The sequence below is a fragment of the Agrobacterium sp. CFBP2214 genome, from assembly GCF_030209895.1.
Lineage (GTDB): Bacteria > Pseudomonadota > Alphaproteobacteria > Rhizobiales > Rhizobiaceae > Agrobacterium > Agrobacterium radiobacter.
The window spans coordinates 150,010-166,765 of record NZ_JARVRC010000011.1 but is presented as its reverse complement, the minus strand read 5'-3'; the positions used below and the strand labels follow the sequence as shown (position 1 = coordinate 166,765).

12 protein-coding genes are annotated in these 16,756 nt (G+C 60.2%); 9 read left to right on the top strand and 3 right to left on the bottom strand.

Annotated features, from left to right (window positions below):
* The first annotated feature begins 22 nt into the window (after window positions 1-22).
* From QRN60_RS23555 to QRN60_RS23520, 8 genes are all read left to right on the top strand, one after another.
* Window positions 23-958, top strand: a complete 936-nt coding sequence (locus QRN60_RS23555) for a 2-hydroxyacid dehydrogenase (protein WP_020810952.1) — start codon at window positions 23-25, stop codon at window positions 956-958.
* 228 nt (window positions 959-1,186) lie between these two features.
* Window positions 1,187-3,361, top strand: a complete 2,175-nt coding sequence (locus tag QRN60_RS23550; RefSeq protein ID WP_111784970.1) for a putative bifunctional diguanylate cyclase/phosphodiesterase — start codon at window positions 1,187-1,189, stop codon at window positions 3,359-3,361.
* Window positions 3,362-3,547: 186 nt separating this feature from the next.
* Window positions 3,548-4,471: a LysR family transcriptional regulator gene (locus QRN60_RS23545; RefSeq protein ID WP_003505672.1), complete on the top strand. Its 924-nt coding sequence runs from the start codon at window positions 3,548-3,550 to the stop codon at window positions 4,469-4,471.
* 116 nt (window positions 4,472-4,587) lie between these two features.
* Window positions 4,588-5,067, top strand: a complete 480-nt coding sequence (locus QRN60_RS23540) for a formate dehydrogenase subunit gamma (protein ID WP_031234029.1) — start codon at window positions 4,588-4,590, stop codon at window positions 5,065-5,067.
* Window positions 5,064-6,620: a formate dehydrogenase beta subunit gene (locus QRN60_RS23535; RefSeq protein ID WP_020810955.1), complete on the top strand. Its 1,557-nt coding sequence runs from the start codon at window positions 5,064-5,066 to the stop codon at window positions 6,618-6,620. The genes QRN60_RS23540 and QRN60_RS23535 overlap by 4 nt, the downstream gene beginning before the upstream one ends.
* A gap of 4 nt (window positions 6,621-6,624) precedes the next feature.
* Entirely contained in the window at window positions 6,625-9,507 is a 2,883-nt protein-coding gene (gene fdhF, locus QRN60_RS23530; RefSeq protein WP_020810956.1) for a formate dehydrogenase subunit alpha, read from the top strand.
* A 71-nt stretch (window positions 9,508-9,578) separates the two neighbouring features.
* Complete coding sequence (locus QRN60_RS23525; protein WP_020810957.1) at window positions 9,579-9,923, top strand: formate dehydrogenase subunit delta; 345 nt, start codon at window positions 9,579-9,581, stop codon at window positions 9,921-9,923.
* Window positions 9,924-10,038: 115 nt separating this feature from the next.
* Entirely contained in the window at window positions 10,039-11,691 is a 1,653-nt protein-coding gene (locus QRN60_RS23520; RefSeq protein WP_020810958.1) for an OFA family MFS transporter, read from the top strand.
* A gap of 112 nt (window positions 11,692-11,803) precedes the next feature.
* Here QRN60_RS23520 and QRN60_RS23515 read toward each other — a convergent pair whose 3' ends face one another.
* From QRN60_RS23515 to QRN60_RS23505, 3 genes are read right to left on the bottom strand one after another with little or no spacing between them, the layout of a single operon-like run.
* Window positions 11,804-12,700 carry a dihydrodipicolinate synthase family protein gene (locus QRN60_RS23515; protein ID WP_129565025.1) on the bottom strand — a complete coding sequence of 299 codons (897 nt, stop codon included), beginning with the start codon at window positions 12,698-12,700 and terminating at the stop codon, window positions 11,804-11,806.
* Between the two features lie 29 nt (window positions 12,701-12,729).
* Entirely contained in the window at window positions 12,730-13,611 is an 882-nt protein-coding gene (locus QRN60_RS23510) for an SMP-30/gluconolactonase/LRE family protein (RefSeq protein WP_111791435.1), read from the bottom strand.
* 54 nt (window positions 13,612-13,665) lie between these two features.
* Window positions 13,666-14,385, bottom strand: coding sequence for a FadR/GntR family transcriptional regulator (locus QRN60_RS23505; protein WP_080864427.1), 720 nt, complete (start codon window positions 14,383-14,385; stop codon window positions 13,666-13,668).
* A 300-nt stretch (window positions 14,386-14,685) separates the two neighbouring features.
* On the opposite strand from QRN60_RS23505, the gene QRN60_RS23500 reads away from it, so the two are divergent.
* Window positions 14,686-16,635 (top strand): ABC transporter substrate-binding protein, encoded by a 1,950-nt coding sequence (locus tag QRN60_RS23500; protein ID WP_020810963.1) that lies wholly within the window; start codon window positions 14,686-14,688, stop codon window positions 16,633-16,635.
* Window positions 16,636-16,756: the final 121 nt, after the last annotated feature.

Sequence of the window (16,756 nt, the reverse complement as noted above, 5' to 3'; positions counted from 1 at the left end):
TCACCGGCGCAAAGGAAACTCCATGACCACTGAAATCGTGCAACTGTGCCCGCTTATCCCGGCACTGGAACAGGAACTTGCCGAGCGCTTCACCGTGCATCGCCTGTTCGAAGCCGCAGACAAGGCGGCGTTCCTTGCTGAAAAGGGCGCGGCGATCCGCGGCGTCGTCACCGGCGGCCATATCGGCCTGCCGGCGGATATCGGCGCGGCGCTTTCCAATCTTGAAATCGTCGCCATCAACGGCGTTGGTTTCGACAAGGTCGATCTGACTGACGCGAAACGGCGCGGCTTCCGCGTCTCCAATACGCCAGACGTGCTGACGGCCGATGTCGCCGACCTCGCGCTTGGCCTCGTTTTGGCGCAGGCGCGCAAGCTGCCGCAGGCGGATCAGCATGTGCGCACCGGCCAATGGCTGAAGGGCGATATGGGGCTTTCCACCCGTGTGGCCGGCCGCCGTTACGGCATTTTCGGCCTTGGCCGCATCGGTCAGGCGATCGCAAAGCGGCTTGAGGGTTTTGATGCGCGCATTTCCTACACGGCGAGAAGCCGTCGCGATGTCGCCTATGATTATCATGACAGCATCGAAGCGCTGGCTGCCAATTGCGACGTGCTGATCATCGCCGCCGCCGCCACTGCAGAAACGCGCCATATCGTCAATGCGGATGTGCTGAAGGCGCTTGGACCGCAGGGTGTGCTCGTCAATGTGGCGCGCGGTTCGCTGGTGGATGAGAAGGCGTTGGTCGAAGCGCTTTCGAACGGCGTAGTCGGTGGCGCGGCGCTGGATGTCTTCGAGGATGAGCCGCGGGTGCCGGAAGCGCTTTTCGCCTTCGATAACGTCACACTCGCCCCGCATGTCGGCAGCGGCACGCACCAGACGCGGCGCGCCATGGCCGATCTTGTTCTCGCCAATCTCGATGCGCATTTTGCCGGCAAAGAGCTGCCGACGCCGGTTGTGTGACGGACAACGAATTGCCTCCTATAGGCTGACGGCGCAGCTTCTGCTGCGCCGTTCCTATTCAGGCAGGCGGGACGTCATGGAGCCAGTTGCAAAAGGCAGGTTTCCCGGCAATCTCTTTTCGCCGTTCATATTTATATAATACGTATAAACCTACTATTCTGCTTCCTTGCAAAGTAATGAGGCGGAGAGGTGCGTTCCAAAGGCCCGAAGACAGCCGAGCAGAACCTGATGCCGCGAAAAAAGCGCGGCGTCACGCCATCTGCCACTCCTGCCATGAGCGAGAATGCCAATCCTTCCGACCGGCACGCGCTTCTGGAAGCGATGATCGACCACGTACCGGATTTTATCTATGCCAAGGATCTGGAAGGACGCTTCCTTTTCGCCAATCGCGCCATCGTCACCGAAAACGGCTTTGATACGGTCGAGCAACTGATCGGGCTCACCGATTACGATATTAACGGTGAGGCAGCGCGGCGTGCCGGCATTCCCGATACCGAGGCGCGGGTCATGCGCACCGGCGAACCGGATCTCGGTTACGAGGAACGCGCCATGCGCGGTGATATCGACCGCTGGCTCATGATGTCGCGCGTGCCGCTGAAGGACAAGGCTGGCAACATCATCGGCGTGGTCGGCGCCTCGCGGGATATAACCCAGAAAAAGGCTTCGGAGAGACTGCTTCAGGCGCAGGCGCATATTCTGGAAATGATCGTCGCCGCCGCGCGTATTGAGGATTTTCTCGAGGAGTTCGTCAAGGCCATCGAAAATCTCGCAACCGGACTGGCCTGCGCCGTGCGGGTGTTTGATGCGGCAGATGGGGAGCCCTCCGTTTATGCCTCGCCCGCACTTGCGCAGGAGGAGGGGCTGGCCGCACTTGTTTCCAGCGTCAGTGATCCTGAGTGCCTCACCCATCCGGCAGAACACATCGCCTTCAGTTTCGATATCCCCGCCAGCGAAGGCAAGGCGCATGGTTTCGTCTGGTGCATGCTGGCCAGCCGCAAGCCGGAGGCGGCGCTGCTGGAGTTTATCGGTGCTGCGGCGCGTATGGCGGGCCTGGCGATTGACCGCAAAAGGGCGTCGGAACATATCGCCTTTCTGGCTGATCACGACATGCTGACCCGGCTGCCAAACCGTCGTTTCCTCGATACGAGATTGCCTGAAATTTTGGCGGCGGCGGCAAAGACGCACCGACGGGTCGGCATCGGCTTCCTCGATCTCGACAATTTCAAGCAGATCAACGATACGCTCGGCCACAGCATCGGCGATACGCTTTTGTCGAAAACCGCCGAGCGCATTGCGAAAAGCCTCCGGAAAAACGATCTCGTTCTCCGGGTAGGCGGGGATGAATTCGTCATCATTCTTGAAGAAGGCAGGAACGATGTAGAAGCCCGGCTGCAGCGCATCCGTGCCGCGGTCTCGCAGCCATTGCGCATTGGTAATTACGATATCAAGGTCACATGCAGCATCGGCATGGCCTTTTTCCCGGAGCATGGGGAAACCACGGCGGAAATCGTCGCGGCCGCCGATCTTGCCATGTATGAAGCCAAACATAACGGGCGCGACAGCATTGCCACCTTCACCCCCAATATGGCGGATGATCTGAGGAAGAAGTTCACCCGCATCGAGGAATTGCGCAAGGCCGTGAAGAGAGACGAGTTCGTGCTGCACTTCCAGCCGCAGGTCGATCTTGTCAGTGGCGCAATCAGCGGCGTGGAGGCGCTGGTGCGCTGGCAGCACCCCACGGAAGGTTTGCTTGGCCCTGCGGAATTCATCGGGCTTGCGGAAGAAACCGGGCTGATCGTGGAACTCGGAGAAAGCATTCTCAGGAATGCCTGTCGTCAGGCGCAGGCATGGGCGGCCGCCGGCCTCTTGCCCGTCAAGATGGCGGTCAATATCTCGCCGCGGCAGTTTCAGGGCGGGCTGGTGCAGCAGATCAGGTCGGTGCTGAAGGAAACCGGCCTTGCTCCATCGCTCCTGGAAATCGAAATCACCGAGACGCTCATCATTCAGGATGTCGAAACATCGGTCCGGATCATGCGGGCCATCAAACAGATGGGTGTCAGCCTGGCGTTGGATGATTTCGGGATCGGTTATTCCTGTCTTGGCATGCTGAAGACCTTTCCGCTGTCCTGCATGAAGATAGACCGCTCGTTTCTCACCCACCTGCCCAAAAAAACCAAGGACAGCGCCATCGTCTCGATCATGATCCAGCTTGCCGGGTCTCTGGGTATCGATGTCATTGCCGAAGGTGTGGAAGCCGGCGAACAGGCGGCATTTCTGCGTGATGCCGGTTGCCCCTATGGCCAGGGTTATTATTTCAGCCGGCCGGTGCCCGCAGAGGTGATTGAAAACATGCTGGCGAAGAAGACGATATTCCCCACCGGCTTAACCGAAGACAGCAAATAGGCTGCCCCGGCGGCCGATTGTTTCAAATCGGCCAGACGTGGCTGTCCCCGTTTGAGGGAATTTGGTCTTGTCGTCAGCGCACGGTTTGCAGGAAAATACCCGCATCCATTTGCGGGCTTCCCCGCCTCGCTTTAGTGTTCTTCTGCTCGCACCATCCGCATGGTCGCGAGTCACGCGGGAGGATGCATGATCGACAAGCTGGAATTTTTCATTGCATTGGCGCGAGCAGAGCATTTCGGCCGTGCCGCGGAGGAGTGCGGCGTTTCCCAACCCAGTCTCTCGGCTGCGATCCGGCAGCTGGAGGACCAACTGGGTGTCGTTCTGGTGGTGCGTGCGGCGCGTTTTCAGGGGCTGACACCGGAGGGCCAGCGTGTCCTCGAATGGGCGCGCCGCATCGTTGGCGATACTCGCACCATGCGTGAGGAAATGCGCGCAGCCCGCAAGGGTCTGGCGGGCCACATCCGGCTTGCCGTCATTCCGACGGCGCTTGCGATGGTCCCGCGATTGACGGAGTCCTTCCAGGCGCGTCATCCTGATGTGACCTTTTCAGTCACGTCGCGCACCTCGCTTCAGGTGTTGAGCCAGATCGAAAACCTCGAGATCGATGCGGGAATCAGCTATCTCGACAACGAACCACTTGGTCGAGTGACCACGGTACCGCTTTATTCGGAGCGATATCACCTCATCACGGCAGGCGGAACGCCGCTCGCCGATCAGGAAAGCGTTACCTGGAAGCAGGTTTCCGGTCTTAGGCTATGCCTATTGACTTCGGATATGCAGAATCGCCGCATCATCAACAAGCATATGGCCGAGGCAGGCGTGGAGGCAAAGCCGACGCTCGAATCCAACTCCATGATCGTGCTGTTTTCCCATATACGAACCGGACAATGGGCTTCAATAATGCCGCGTAACCTTGCGGAATCATTTGGTTTCCCGAAACAGATAAAAATCATTCCGATCACCGAACCGGACGCGGAGCATCTCGTGGGCTTGATTGCCACACACCGCGAACCACACACGCCGCTTGTTTCCGCGCTGCTTCACGAGGCTCGTCAACGGGCCGCGGAAAAGGCGTTTGATAGGAATTTCCTATCAACTGACGGAAACTGATTATTGACCTGATCCCGCCCATCTCGACATTCTTCCAAACGATGCAGGGGCTGCGAAGGGATTTCACTATATCCCGCTCATCATTCCTTGCCCCGTCGGTTTGGGAGGACTGGCTTATGAATATCAGAGCGGTTGCCGCAGATGAGGCGGCCCGTGTTTCCGCCGTCATTGACGAACATCTCCACCTGGAGGGGCCGCTGTTGCCCATTCTGCACGCGGTGCAGGAAGAATTCGGCTACATCCCGGAAAGCGCCAAACAGATCATCGCATCCGCGTTGAACATCTCACGCGCGGAAGTCCATGGCGTCATAACCTTCTATCCCGATTTTCGCGATCATTCTTCCGGCCGACATGTCTTAAAGCTCTGTCGCGCCGAGGCCTGCCAGTCGATGGGTGGCGAGCCTCTTGCGGACACCATCAAGACCCGGCTCGGCCTCGACTGGCACGAAACCGCCGCTGACGGCTCTGTCACGCTGGAACCCGTCTTCTGCCTCGGGCTTTGCGCTCAGGCGCCGGCCCTGATGCTGGACGGCGAAGTCCATGCCCGTCTTGACGAGGACTGTCTTGGCGACATTCTGGCGGAGGCGCGCCGATGAGTGTCACCATTTTTATTCCCGGCGATTCCGCCGCGCTGGCTGTTGGCGCAAACCGCGTGGCCGAAGCGATCACCCGCGAGGCGACCAGCCGCAATCTTGATGTGCATATTGTCCGCAACGGTTCGCGCGGCATGCTCTGGCTTGAAGTGCTTGTGGAAGTGCGCACCGAACATGGCCGTATTGCCTACGGACCGGTCAAGGCAAGCGACGTTGCTTCGCTCTTCGATGCAGGGTTTCTCACCGGCGGCGAGCATCGTCTCTGTCTCGGGCCAACCAAGGATATCCCATTCCTGAAAAGCCAGACGCGTCTCACATTTGCGCGTTGTGGCGTCACCGATCCGCTGTCGCTTGAGGACTATCGCGCTTATCAGGGCATGAAAGGTCTCGAAAAAGCCGTCGCCATGGCGCCGCTGGACATTGTTGCCCAGGTGACCGAGAGCGGCCTGCGCGGACGTGGCGGCGCGGGTTTCCCGACGGGTATCAAATGGAAGACCGTTGCGGATGCGGTCGCCGACCAGAAATACATCGTCTGCAATGCGGACGAGGGCGATAGCGGCACCTTTGCCGACCGCATGATCATGGAAGGTGATCCCTTCGTGCTGATCGAAGGCATGGCGATTGCCGGCCTTGCCGTCGGCGCGACGAGGGGCTTCATCTATACGCGTTCGGAATATCCTTACGCTATCAAGGTCATGGAACAGGCGATCGAGATCGCCCGGCGCGAAGGCATTCTTGGCCCGTCCGTGCTCGGCTCCGGCCGCGCCTTTGATATGGAAGTACGCATGGGCGCGGGCGCTTATGTCTGCGGCGAGGAAACCTCGCTTCTGAACAGTCTTGAAGGCAAACGCGGCACGGTGCGCGCCAAGCCGCCGCTGCCTGCCCTGCAGGGTCTGTTCGGCAAGCCCACCGTCGTCAACAATGTCATTTCGCTCGCCTCCATTCCGGTCATCATGGATCGCGGCGCGGCGTTTTATCGCGATTTCGGCGTTGGCCGTTCGCATGGCACGATCCCGATCCAGCTTGCCGGAAACATCAAACATGGCGGGCTTTACGAGACCGCCTTCGGCCTGCCGCTCGGACAGCTCGTCAATGATATCGGCGGCGGCACGATCACCGGCCGCCCCGTCAAGGCGGTGCAGGTGGGTGGTCCGCTCGGGGCCTATTTCCCGGTTTCCTTATTCGACACGACCTTCGACTACGAGGCCTTTACCGCTGCCGGTGGCCTGATCGGCCATGCGGGTATCGTGGTTTTCGATGACACGGCCGACATGCTCCATCAGGCGCGGTTTGCGCTTGAGTTCTGTGCCGTCGAAAGCTGCGGCAAGTGCACGCCCTGTCGCATCGGCTCGACGCGTGGCGTCGAGACGGTGGACAAGATCGCGCTCGGCATCGAGCGGGAGAAAAACACCGCACTCCTCGAAGACCTCTGCGAAACCATGAAATTCGGTTCGCTCTGCGCGCTCGGCGGCTTCACGCCCTATCCAGTGATGAGCGCGCTCCGGCATTTCCCTGCTGATTTTGCCCCCATCCCACGTGTTGAAGCGGCGGAGTAAGACCATGGCCCTTGTGACAGAATTCGACTATGGAACCCCCAAATCCCTCGCGACTGACATGGTGACGCTCACCATCGACGGACGTCAGGTAACCGTCCCGGCCGGAACGTCGATCATGCGCGCCTCGCGCGAAGCTGGCATCGATGTTCCCAAGCTCTGCGCCACCGATATGGTGGATGCCTTCGGCTCCTGCCGCCTCTGTCTTATCGAGGTGGAGGGCCGCAATGGCACCCCCGCCTCCTGCACCACGCCGGTCGCTGCCGGTCTCGTCGTGCACACGCAGACGGAGCGGCTGAAGCAGATCCGCAAGGGCGTGATGGAGCTTTATATCTCTGATCACCCGCTTGACTGTCTGACCTGCGCCGCCAATGGCGATTGCGAACTGCAGGATATGGCGGGTGCCGTTGGCCTGCGCGATGTGCGTTACGGTTATGAAGGCGACAACCACGTCAAGGCCCGCGACGGTGATGGCGATCTCAATGCCCGCTGGATGCCGAAGGACGAAAGCAATCCCTATTTCACCTACGATCCTTCCAAATGCATCGTCTGTTCCCGCTGCGTGCGCGCCTGCGAGGAAGTGCAGGGCACCTTCGCACTGACGATCGAAGGGCGCGGTTTTGAGAGCCGGGTCTCGCCCGGCGCACATGAGGCTTTCCTCGATTCCGACTGCGTTTCCTGCGGCGCCTGCGTGCAGGCCTGTCCGACGGCGACGCTTACCGAAAAATCGGTGATCGAGATTGGCCAGCCGGAACATTCGATGGTCACGACCTGCGCCTATTGCGGTGTGGGGTGCTCCTTCAAGGCGGAAATGCGCGGTGAAGAGCTGGTGCGCATGGTACCGTGGAAGGACGGGCAGGCCAATCGCGGCCATTCCTGCGTCAAGGGCCGTTTTGCCTATGGTTACGCCACCCACAGGGACCGCATTCTCAACCCGATGATCCGCGAAAAGATCAGCGATCCATGGCGGGAAGTCACGTGGGAGGAGGCCTTCTCTCACGTTGCCTCGGAGTTCCGGCGTATCCAGGGGCAATATGGCCGGGAATCCATCGGCGGTATCACCTCGTCCCGCTGCACGAATGAAGAAACCTTCCTCGTCCAGAAACTCATCCGCGCCGGCTTCGGTAATAACAACGTCGATACCTGCGCCCGCGTCTGCCATTCGCCGACGGGTTATGGTCTCGGGCAGGCTTTCGGCACCTCCGCCGGCACGCAGAATTTCGACAGCGTCGAGCAGTCCGATGTCGTGCTTGTGATCGGCGCCAATCCGACGGATGGCCACCCTGTTTTCGGCTCGCGGCTGAAGAAGCGGCTGCGTCAGGGCGCAAAACTCATCGTCATCGATCCGCGCCGCATCGATCTCGTGCGTACGCCGCATGTAGAGGCCGCTTTCCATCTGCCGTTGCTTCCGGGAACCAATGTTGCCGTGCTGACGGCACTGGCGCATGTGATCGTCACGGAAGGGCTGTTCAACGAGGCCTTCATCCGCGAGCGCTGCGACTGGTCGGAATTCGAGGACTGGGCGGCTTTCGTGGCCGAGCCGCGGCACAGCCCGGAAGAGACGGAACGTTTTACGGGCGTTCCGGCGGAAGATCTGCGTGGTGCTGCCCGGCTTTATGCCAAGGGCGGCAATGGCGCGATTTATTATGGTCTCGGTGTCACCGAACACAGCCAGGGTTCGACCACCGTCATGGCGATCGCCAATCTGGCCATGGCGACCGGCAACATTGGTCGTCCGGGCGTGGGCGTCAATCCGCTGCGCGGCCAGAACAATGTGCAGGGCTCCTGCGACATGGGGTCTTTCCCGCACGAGCTTCCGGGCTACCGGCATATTTCAGACGATGCGACGCGTGACGTCTTCGAGAAACTCTGGGGTGTGAAGCTCAACAACGAGCCGGGGTTGCGTATCCCCAATATGCTCGATGCGGCCGTGGATGGCAGCTTCAAGGGCATCTACATTCAGGGCGAGGACATTCTGCAATCCGACCCGGATACGAAACATGTGTCCGCCGGTCTCGCCGCCATGGAATGTGTCGTGGTGCACGATCTCTTCCTGAACGAGACGGCGAATTATGCCCATGTCTTCCTGCCGGGTTCCACCTTCCTTGAAAAGGACGGCACCTTCACCAATGCCGAGCGCCGTATCAACCGCGTGCGCAAGGTCATGTCGCCGAAGAACGGTTATGCCGACTGGGAAGTGACGCAGAAGCTGGCGCAAGCCATGGGTCTTGCGTGGAATTACGCCCATCCGTCCGAGATCATGGATGAGATCGCCGCAACGACGCCGAGCTTTGCCAGTGTTTCCTACGCCTATCTGGAAGAAAAGGGCTCGGTGCAGTGGCCCTGCAACGAGAAGTTCCCTGACGGTTCGCCGATCATGCATGTGGACGGTTTCGTGCGTGGCAAGGGCAAGTTCATCCGCACGGAATATGTGGCGACGGACGAACGCACCGGGCCGCGTTTCCCGCTGCTGCTCACCACCGGCCGCATCCTGTCGCAATACAATGTCGGGGCGCAGACACGGCGCACCGAAAACGTCGTCTGGCACGAGGAGGATCGTCTCGAAATCCATCCGCATGATGCTGAACAGCGCGGCGTGAAGGATGGCGACTGGATCAAGCTCGGCAGCCGGTCTGGAGACACGACGCTGAGAGCGCTGATCACCGACCGTGTGGCGCCGGGTGTGGTCTATACGACCTTCCACCACCCCGGCACGCAGGCAAATGTCATCACCACCGACTTCTCCGACTGGGCCACCAACTGTCCCGAATACAAGGTGACCGCCGTGCAGGTCTCGCCCTCCAACGGGCCGACCGAGTGGCAGGAGGAATATGATGCGCTTGGCCGCCGTGCACGGCGCATCGCCGGCAAGCTCGAAGCGGCGGAATAAGGAGGGCCGGGTGCGCCCGGCCTTGTCACACACAGAGGCGTCGGCTGACGGTCGGCGCGGGGGAATAGGTCATGTTGCTCAACCACACCGATGAAAAACTGGTGAGAATGGCGAACCAGATCGCGACATTTTTTCTGTCGCAGCCGGAAGATATTCGCATCAACGGTGTCGCCACGCACATCAACAAGTTCTGGGAGCCGCGCATGCGTCGCCGGTTCTTCGAGATGGTGGATGCCGGGGCCGGTCATTTTCTGCCGCTTGTGCTTGCTGCGTCGAAGGAGATCAAGCGGCCCGGTGATCCGGCAGCCGATGCGGTTGGTCTCGGCGGTGATGCGAAGGGCGCGCCGGGCGGGAAGGGCGCAATTGCGGGTGAGTCCCTTTCCGAGCCGAGCATACCCGAAAACGCGGGGGCGTGAGCGGCAAGACCACAATTCAGACTTTCCGCCGGACAGGAGGACGTCCGGCAATATCGATGTTCGCCTGGCGGGGCGAATTTGAGATGTCCAGACATTCACGAGGGAGGTAATGTCAATGGCAGTAGCAGACGCAACGGCGGGAGAGGCGGCGCAAGCCGGGTTTTTGGACCGCGAACGAATAATCGCAAGACCGGGTTTCAATCGCTGGCTGGTGCCCCCGGCGGCCCTTGCCATTCATCTATGCATCGGCATGGCCTATGGCTTCAGCGTGTTCTGGCTACCGCTGTCGAAGGCGTTGCCGGCGACGGACCCCAGCTGCTCCAGCCTTACCCTTCTGGGCGCACTGTTCACCACCGAGTGCAACTGGCGCGTGGCCGATCTCGGCTGGATCTATACGCTCTTCTTCGTTCTTCTTGGCTGCTCGGCCGCCATTTGGGGCGGCTGGCTGGAAAGAGTGGGGCCGCGCAAGGCCGGTTTCGTTTCCGCCTGCTGCTGGTGCGGCGGCATTCTGGTGGCGGCGGTCGGCGTCATCACCCATCAGCTATGGCTGATGTGGCTGGGCGCTGGCGTCATCGGCGGCGTCGGGCTCGGCCTTGGCTATATTTCGCCCGTATCGACGCTGATCAAATGGTTTCCGGACCGTCGCGGCATGGCGACCGGCATGGCCATCATGGGCTTCGGCGGCGGGGCGATGATCGGCGCGCCGCTCGCCAATCTTCTGATGAACAGCTTCAAGACGGATGTTTCGGTCGGCGTCTGGCAGACTTTCGTTGTCATGGCCCTGATCTATTTCGTCTTCATGATGGCGGGCGCCTTCGGTTACCGCATTCCGCCATCGGGCTGGCGTCCGGAAGGCTGGACGGCGCCTTCAGCAAAAAGCGCCATGATAACCCATCGCCATGTGCATCTGCGCGACGCGCACAAGACGCCGCAGTTCTGGCTCATCTGGGCGGTGCTGTGCCTCAACGTATCGGCCGGTATCGGCGTCATCGGCATGGCCTCGCCCATGTTGCAGGAAATCTTCGCCGGCTCGCTGATCGGCCTGCCTGGCGTGGGTTTTGCGGATCTTGACGCCGGGCAGAAGGCGCAGATTGCGGCGATTGCTGCCGGTTTCACCGGCCTGCTTTCGCTGTTCAACATCGGCGGACGTTTCTTCTGGGCGTCGATGTCCGACAAGATCGGCCGCAAGAACACTTATTTCTGCTTCTTCATTCTCGGCATCATTCTTTATGCGCTGGCGCCGACGCTGGCGACGATGGGTAACAAGGCGCTGTTCGTTCTGGCCTTCGGCATCATCCTGTCCATGTATGGCGGTGGTTTCGCAACCATTCCCGCTTATCTCGCCGATATCTTCGGTACGCAGTTCGTCGGCGCAATCCACGGTCGCCTGCTGACAGCCTGGGCGACTGCCGGCATTGCCGGTCCCGTCGTCGTCAACTACATCCGCGAAGCGCAGATCGCGGCGGGTGTCGCGCCCGGGCCGGCGCTCTACACCAGCACCATGTATATTCTGGCGGGCATGCTGGCGATCGGCCTCGTGGCCAACGCCTTCGTGCGGCCGCTTTCGGACAAGTGGTTCATGTTGGACGCGGAGGTCGCGGCACTGCAGGCCAAGACGGCGGCAGCCAATGCCGGCCCCACGGGCTCCTTCGGCATCGGACGCGGCGGGCTGGACGCCAAGGCGGCGCTGGCCTGGATTGCGGTCGGCATTCCGCTTCTCTGGGGCGTGTGGGTGACCGTGAAGAGCAGTCTGGCTCTGTTCGGCTGAGCCTCCATCACCCCTTCGGTGGCGCAGGATCGCTGCTCCGCCCGCAACGAATATGCCGGCCCATGGCCGGCATATTACATAGACAAAATGCAGCTTGCCGGTAACTCGTCTGTCAACGCCAGCTGGCGAGCAGCCCTTCAAGCGTCTTGCGATCCTGTTCGTCCAGACGGGCAAGTCCCGGCGCTCGAACCGGGCCAACCTTTAGGCCAAGGATTTCCATGGCTTCCTTCACCACTGTCACGTTTGCGCCGTTGCGATAGCGCGTCCGCAGCCGCTCGAAGAGTTCGATCTTTTCAACGACCTCCCTTGCCGCTGAAAAATCGCCTGACGTCAGGGCCTCATGAACCTCAAGCGAGAATTGCGGAGCCACGTTGACGAGGCCGGATGTGAAGCCGCGGGCGCCCACTGCCGAAAAGGCGGGCGCCCAGCTTTCCGCAAGGCCGCAGACATAGAGCGCGCCCTTCTGATCGGAAGCGGCTATCGCACGCGACAGAAGCATGATGTCGGTCGTTGCGAACTTGATGCCAGCAACATTCGGATGGCTGGCAAGCCTCACCATGTCATCGACCGAAAAACCGTCGGCGCGGACATAGGCAACCAGCGGCAGCTCGCTGCCGTCAGCCAGACCGATGAAATAGTCGATCTGCGACTGAGGCGCTGCAAAGGGGTCGACCGGCTGATGGGACATGACGGCGGATGCGCCCATCTCCCTTGCCTGACGCGCCATGGCGAGAGCCTCGCGCTGCGAGCGTCCAATCGCCGCCGTGACCGGGGCTTTGCCATCAACACCTTTTATCGCGGCTTCGTAGACCCTGAGAATCTCGGCCGGTGTGAGAGCGTAGAATTCGCCGGTATTGCCGGCTGCAACGATGTTGTGGATGCCCGCCCTTGCAACGCGGGCATAGACCTCGGTCGTGACACCAATGTCGACTTCCCCGCCGGCCTCATAGGCTGTTACGGGAACGCCGGAGATGCCGTGCAGAGCCTGGCGAAAATCAAATGTCGTCATCAACTGGTTTCCTCAAGATGAAAGCGTCTTCAGATGGAAAACTTGTGTACGGCTGCCCCCGCAACGGGCGCATCAAAGGCAACAAGCGTGCCCGGTGTGGCAATTCCGTTCGTCTCGGTGACGAGACTTGTGAGATAGATCGTTTTGAGATCAGGACCGCCGAAACACGGCATGGTCGGCCCCCTGAACGGCAGCCTGTAGATCTCGAACAGTTCACCATCCGGTGAAAAGCGGTTGAGACGGCCAGCCTGAACGCCGGCGCTCCAGTAACAGCCTTCGCAATCGGTCGCCGCGCCATCCGGCCTGCCTTCGTCCGGTGCGAAATCGTGAAGACGTTCGGCCGGCCCGAGCCGGCCCGTCGCGACATCGAAATCGAACGCCTGATACATGAGACCGCTGCTGTCGGAATGATACATGCGCCTGCCATCCGGGCTCCAGGCGAGCCCGTTAGAGGTGAACATGTCGCCATCGATGATGCGTTCGACGCCGCCATCCGGCGCGACGCGATAGAGGCGTGCATTGCCCGTCTGTATCGCGGCCTCGTCGCGGGTCCCCACCCAGAAATGGCCGTCCGGGCCAACCTTCCCGTCGTTGAGGCGGCTGTCAGGCCGCCCTTCGTCAGGGTCGCACAGAAGTTCGAGTTTTCCGGTCGCGGGATCAAGAAGATGCACGCCGGTCTTGAGACCCGCCACGATCAGGCCATTGTCGCAAAGACCGAGACATCCCACCTGGGCGGGCATATCATATCTGTCGAGTTTTCCGCCCGGATGCAGGCAGAAAATGGCGGGGGCGAGAATATCGACGAACCACAGATTGCCCGTCCGCTCATCCCATGCCGGTGATTCTCCAACCTTCAACGGCGTATCGATAAGGGAGCGGAGTTTCGGCTCTATGATGCGCGGCTGGCTCACTGATTATTCTCCATTGCCCCATAGGGCTTCGTCCTTCGAATCGCGGAAACGCTTCTAGCCGCCGACGCCCTGAAACATGCGGGCGCGCGCCTTCAGGATGTGGTCTTTCATCGCGTCATGCGCAGCCTGCTCCTGGCGCGCAAAGATCGCTTCCACGATTGCCGTATGCTCGTTCTGCACCTCGCGCACATGTTGCGGCGTCCGCTTGAGGCTGAGGCTGCGTGTCACCGACTGGCCGATCGCGAAATGCGGCTTGAACCAGATCCGCACCGTGATGTGGAACTGGTTATGGCTCGCCTTCGCAATGGCTTCGTGCAGGGCAAAGTCTTCCTCCGCACCAAGATCGTTGCGCTCCAGACATTGTTCCAGCGCCGCAATGGCCTGCTCGATGCGGGCTTTATCGGCGGCCTGCCAGTTGCGCGCCGCAAGTTCGGCCGCTGAAGATTCAAGGCCGGACCGGAATTCGAAAAACCGCTGCACATCTGCAAGCGAGCCGACAGGAACCTGTTGCAACACGGACGAATCCGGCTGCTGGCGCACATAGGAACCTGACCCTTTCTGGGAGACGATGAGGCCATCGTTTCGAAGCCGCTCCAGGGCTTCGCGCACCACCGGCCGGGATGCGCCGAACAACGACGCCAGATTCTGTTCCGATGGCAGCCGTTCGTTCACGGGAAACCGCCCGTCCGAAATCATGCCGATGATTTTTTCGTAGATGATGTCGCTCAGCCGAGTCTCGCCTCGAGCGGCGGCAGATGCGGTTTGATTGTCCATCAGCAGCCCTTCCGTTGCAAATCGCTGAAGTTAATGGGTTTCCTGCATTTCAATCGCAACAGAAATCCCGGGGTTTTTGTGAGCGAGGGGGCTGTCGTGCCGATTTTTTCTTCAAGCCTGATCCTGAAAACCTATCTACGAATAAAAAATATGTAAAAAGCTGTCAATACTTGTAATCATCTGAAAACGCCCATATGGTCTGCCCCTGCCGATGGAGGATCGGTATGCTGGCTGGCCGGGAGGGCTGTTGCGGCACGGTGAAAACCGTTTCGCTGCCGGTGATTTTTTGGAGGATTGTCGATGCGCGATGGCGAAGCATTTTCACTGGGCGTAACGCGCCGAACCTTTATGGCGGGGCTTGGCGGCGTGGCCGCCCTTTCCGTCATCGGGACCTCGGCGCGGGCTGCTGCCGGCAAGCAGGCGCCGCAACTGGAGGCGCTGGTAAAGGACGGTAAATTGCCGCCCCTGGCCGAACGTCTGCCGAAAAATCCGATGGTGGTGACACCGCACGAGAAAATCGGCTCCTATGGCGGCACGTTGCGCCGTGGCCTGCGCGGTTCGTCGGACCATAACGGCATCCTGCGCATGGTCGGCAATCAGGGGCTGGTTCGCTGGAATATGGACTTCACCGAGGTTCTGCCGAACCTTGCGGTGAAATGGGAAGTCAACGACGATGCTTCGCAATTCACCTTCCATTTGCTGGAGGGCGCAAAATGGTCGGATGGTCATCCCTTCACCGCAGATGATGTGGTGTTCGCCATCGAGGACTGCATCAAGAACAAGGAGCTTTACAGCGCCACGCCAGCGCAGCTCTCCGTTGCGGGCAAGGCGGTCGATGTCGAAAAAGTCGACGATTTCACGGTAAAGTTCAAATTCGCAGCGCCGAATGCGCTTTATCTCGAAAACCTCGCCACGCCGCTCGGCCAGCATCCGACGCTGTTTCCCAAGCATTATTGCAGCAAGTTCCTGCCTAAATACAACACGGCGCTTGATGCCGATGTGAAGGCTGCGGGTGTCTCCAGCTGGACGGAACTGTTCCGGGCGAAGTGCGGCGATATCGAAATTCCGTCCCGCTGGTCGAATGTCGACAAGCCGACCCTTGATCCGTGGGTGGTGAAGGAACCCTATTCCGGCGGTGCGACGCGGGTGGTCATGACCCGCAACCCTTACTTCTGGCAGGTCGATACCGAAGGCAACCAGCTGCCCTATATCGACGAAATCAATTTCGGCATTTCGCAGGATGTCGAATCGCTGATGCTGAACGTCATTTCCGGCAAGATCGACATTCAGGAGCGCCATATCAGCGTTCTCGCCAACAAGCCGACCCTGTCTCAGAACATGAAAAAAGGCGATTATCGCCTGCTCACTCTGGTGCCGTCTGCCGCGCAGCAATGCCAGATCTACCTGAACATCACCCATAAAGACCCGGCAATGCGCAAGATGTTCGCGGACAAGTCCTTCCGTCAGGCGCTGTCCATCGCGCTCAACCGGCAGGAAATCATCGACATCGTCTATTTCAGCCAGAGCGAGGGGTATCAGGCCGGACCACGCCCGACACACCCCTGGTATAATGAAAAGCTGGCGCGCCAGTTTACCGAATATGATGCCGACAAGGCGAATGATCTTCTCGACAAGGCCGGTTACGACAAGAAGAACGGCAACGGTATGCGGTTGCGGCCTGATGGCCAGCCCGTCTTCTTCTCGATCGATGTCATCCCGACGCTCTATCCCGATCTGGTCGATGCGCTGGAACTGGTGAAGGCGCAATGGGCGCAGATCGGTGTCGACATCAAGGTCAACACCATCGAACGCGCGCTCTATTATACACGCGGCGATGACAACGCCCATGATGCTGCCGTCTGGCCCGGCCCCGGCGGTCTCGACCCGATGCTTGATCCGCGCGATTTCTTCGCATTCCACCCGCAGGGTTCGCGTTACGCCATTCCGTGGGCGCTCTGGTACACCTCGAATGGCCAGAAGGGCGAAGAGCCGCCGGAAAGCCAGAAGAGGCGCTTCAAGCTGTTTGACGAGGCGCGCTCGACGGCCGACCTTGCCAAACGCGGCGAGAAGATGAAGGAAATCTTCGATATCGCGGCGGAAGAGTTCGAGACGATCGGTCTCTGCCTTGCCGTTGGTGGTTTCGGCATCATCCGCAATAATCTGCGCAATGTGCCGGAAACGGAACCCGACAGCTGGACATGGCCCAACCCCGGCCCGGCGCTGCCGCAACAGTTCACCTTCACAAGCTGATACCACCACATGGGCGTCGCTGCCGTAACGCGGCGACGCCTCTCAGGTTGTTTCGACCATCCGCATACCGTTTCCTCAGTGGAAGGCAGTGCGTATGGCACAATGTGATTGCGAGAGCGAC

What these genes read in the sequence shown, in the direction of transcription:
- QRN60_RS23535 (WP_020810955.1), top strand. Translation starts at nt 5,064, where the DNA reads ATGAGTGTCACCATTTTTATTCCCGGCGATTCCGCCGCGCTGGCTGTT.
- QRN60_RS23550 (WP_111784970.1), top strand. Translation starts at nt 1,187, where the DNA reads ATGCCGCGAAAAAAGCGCGGCGTCACGCCATCTGCCACTCCTGCCATG.
- fdhF (WP_020810956.1), top strand. Translation starts at nt 6,625, where the DNA reads ATGGCCCTTGTGACAGAATTCGACTATGGAACCCCCAAATCCCTCGCG.
- QRN60_RS23500 (WP_020810963.1), top strand. Translation starts at nt 14,686, where the DNA reads ATGCGCGATGGCGAAGCATTTTCACTGGGCGTAACGCGCCGAACCTTT.
- QRN60_RS23540 (WP_031234029.1), top strand. Translation starts at nt 4,588, where the DNA reads ATGAATATCAGAGCGGTTGCCGCAGATGAGGCGGCCCGTGTTTCCGCC.
- QRN60_RS23505 (WP_080864427.1), bottom strand. Translation starts at nt 14,385, where the DNA reads ATGGACAATCAAACCGCATCTGCCGCCGCTCGAGGCGAGACTCGGCTG.
- QRN60_RS23555 (WP_020810952.1), top strand. Translation starts at nt 23, where the DNA reads ATGACCACTGAAATCGTGCAACTGTGCCCGCTTATCCCGGCACTGGAA.
- QRN60_RS23525 (WP_020810957.1), top strand. Translation starts at nt 9,579, where the DNA reads ATGTTGCTCAACCACACCGATGAAAAACTGGTGAGAATGGCGAACCAG.
- QRN60_RS23545 (WP_003505672.1), top strand. Translation starts at nt 3,548, where the DNA reads ATGATCGACAAGCTGGAATTTTTCATTGCATTGGCGCGAGCAGAGCAT.
- QRN60_RS23515 (WP_129565025.1), bottom strand. Translation starts at nt 12,700, where the DNA reads ATGACGACATTTGATTTTCGCCAGGCTCTGCACGGCATCTCCGGCGTT.
- QRN60_RS23520 (WP_020810958.1), top strand. Translation starts at nt 10,039, where the DNA reads ATGGCAGTAGCAGACGCAACGGCGGGAGAGGCGGCGCAAGCCGGGTTT.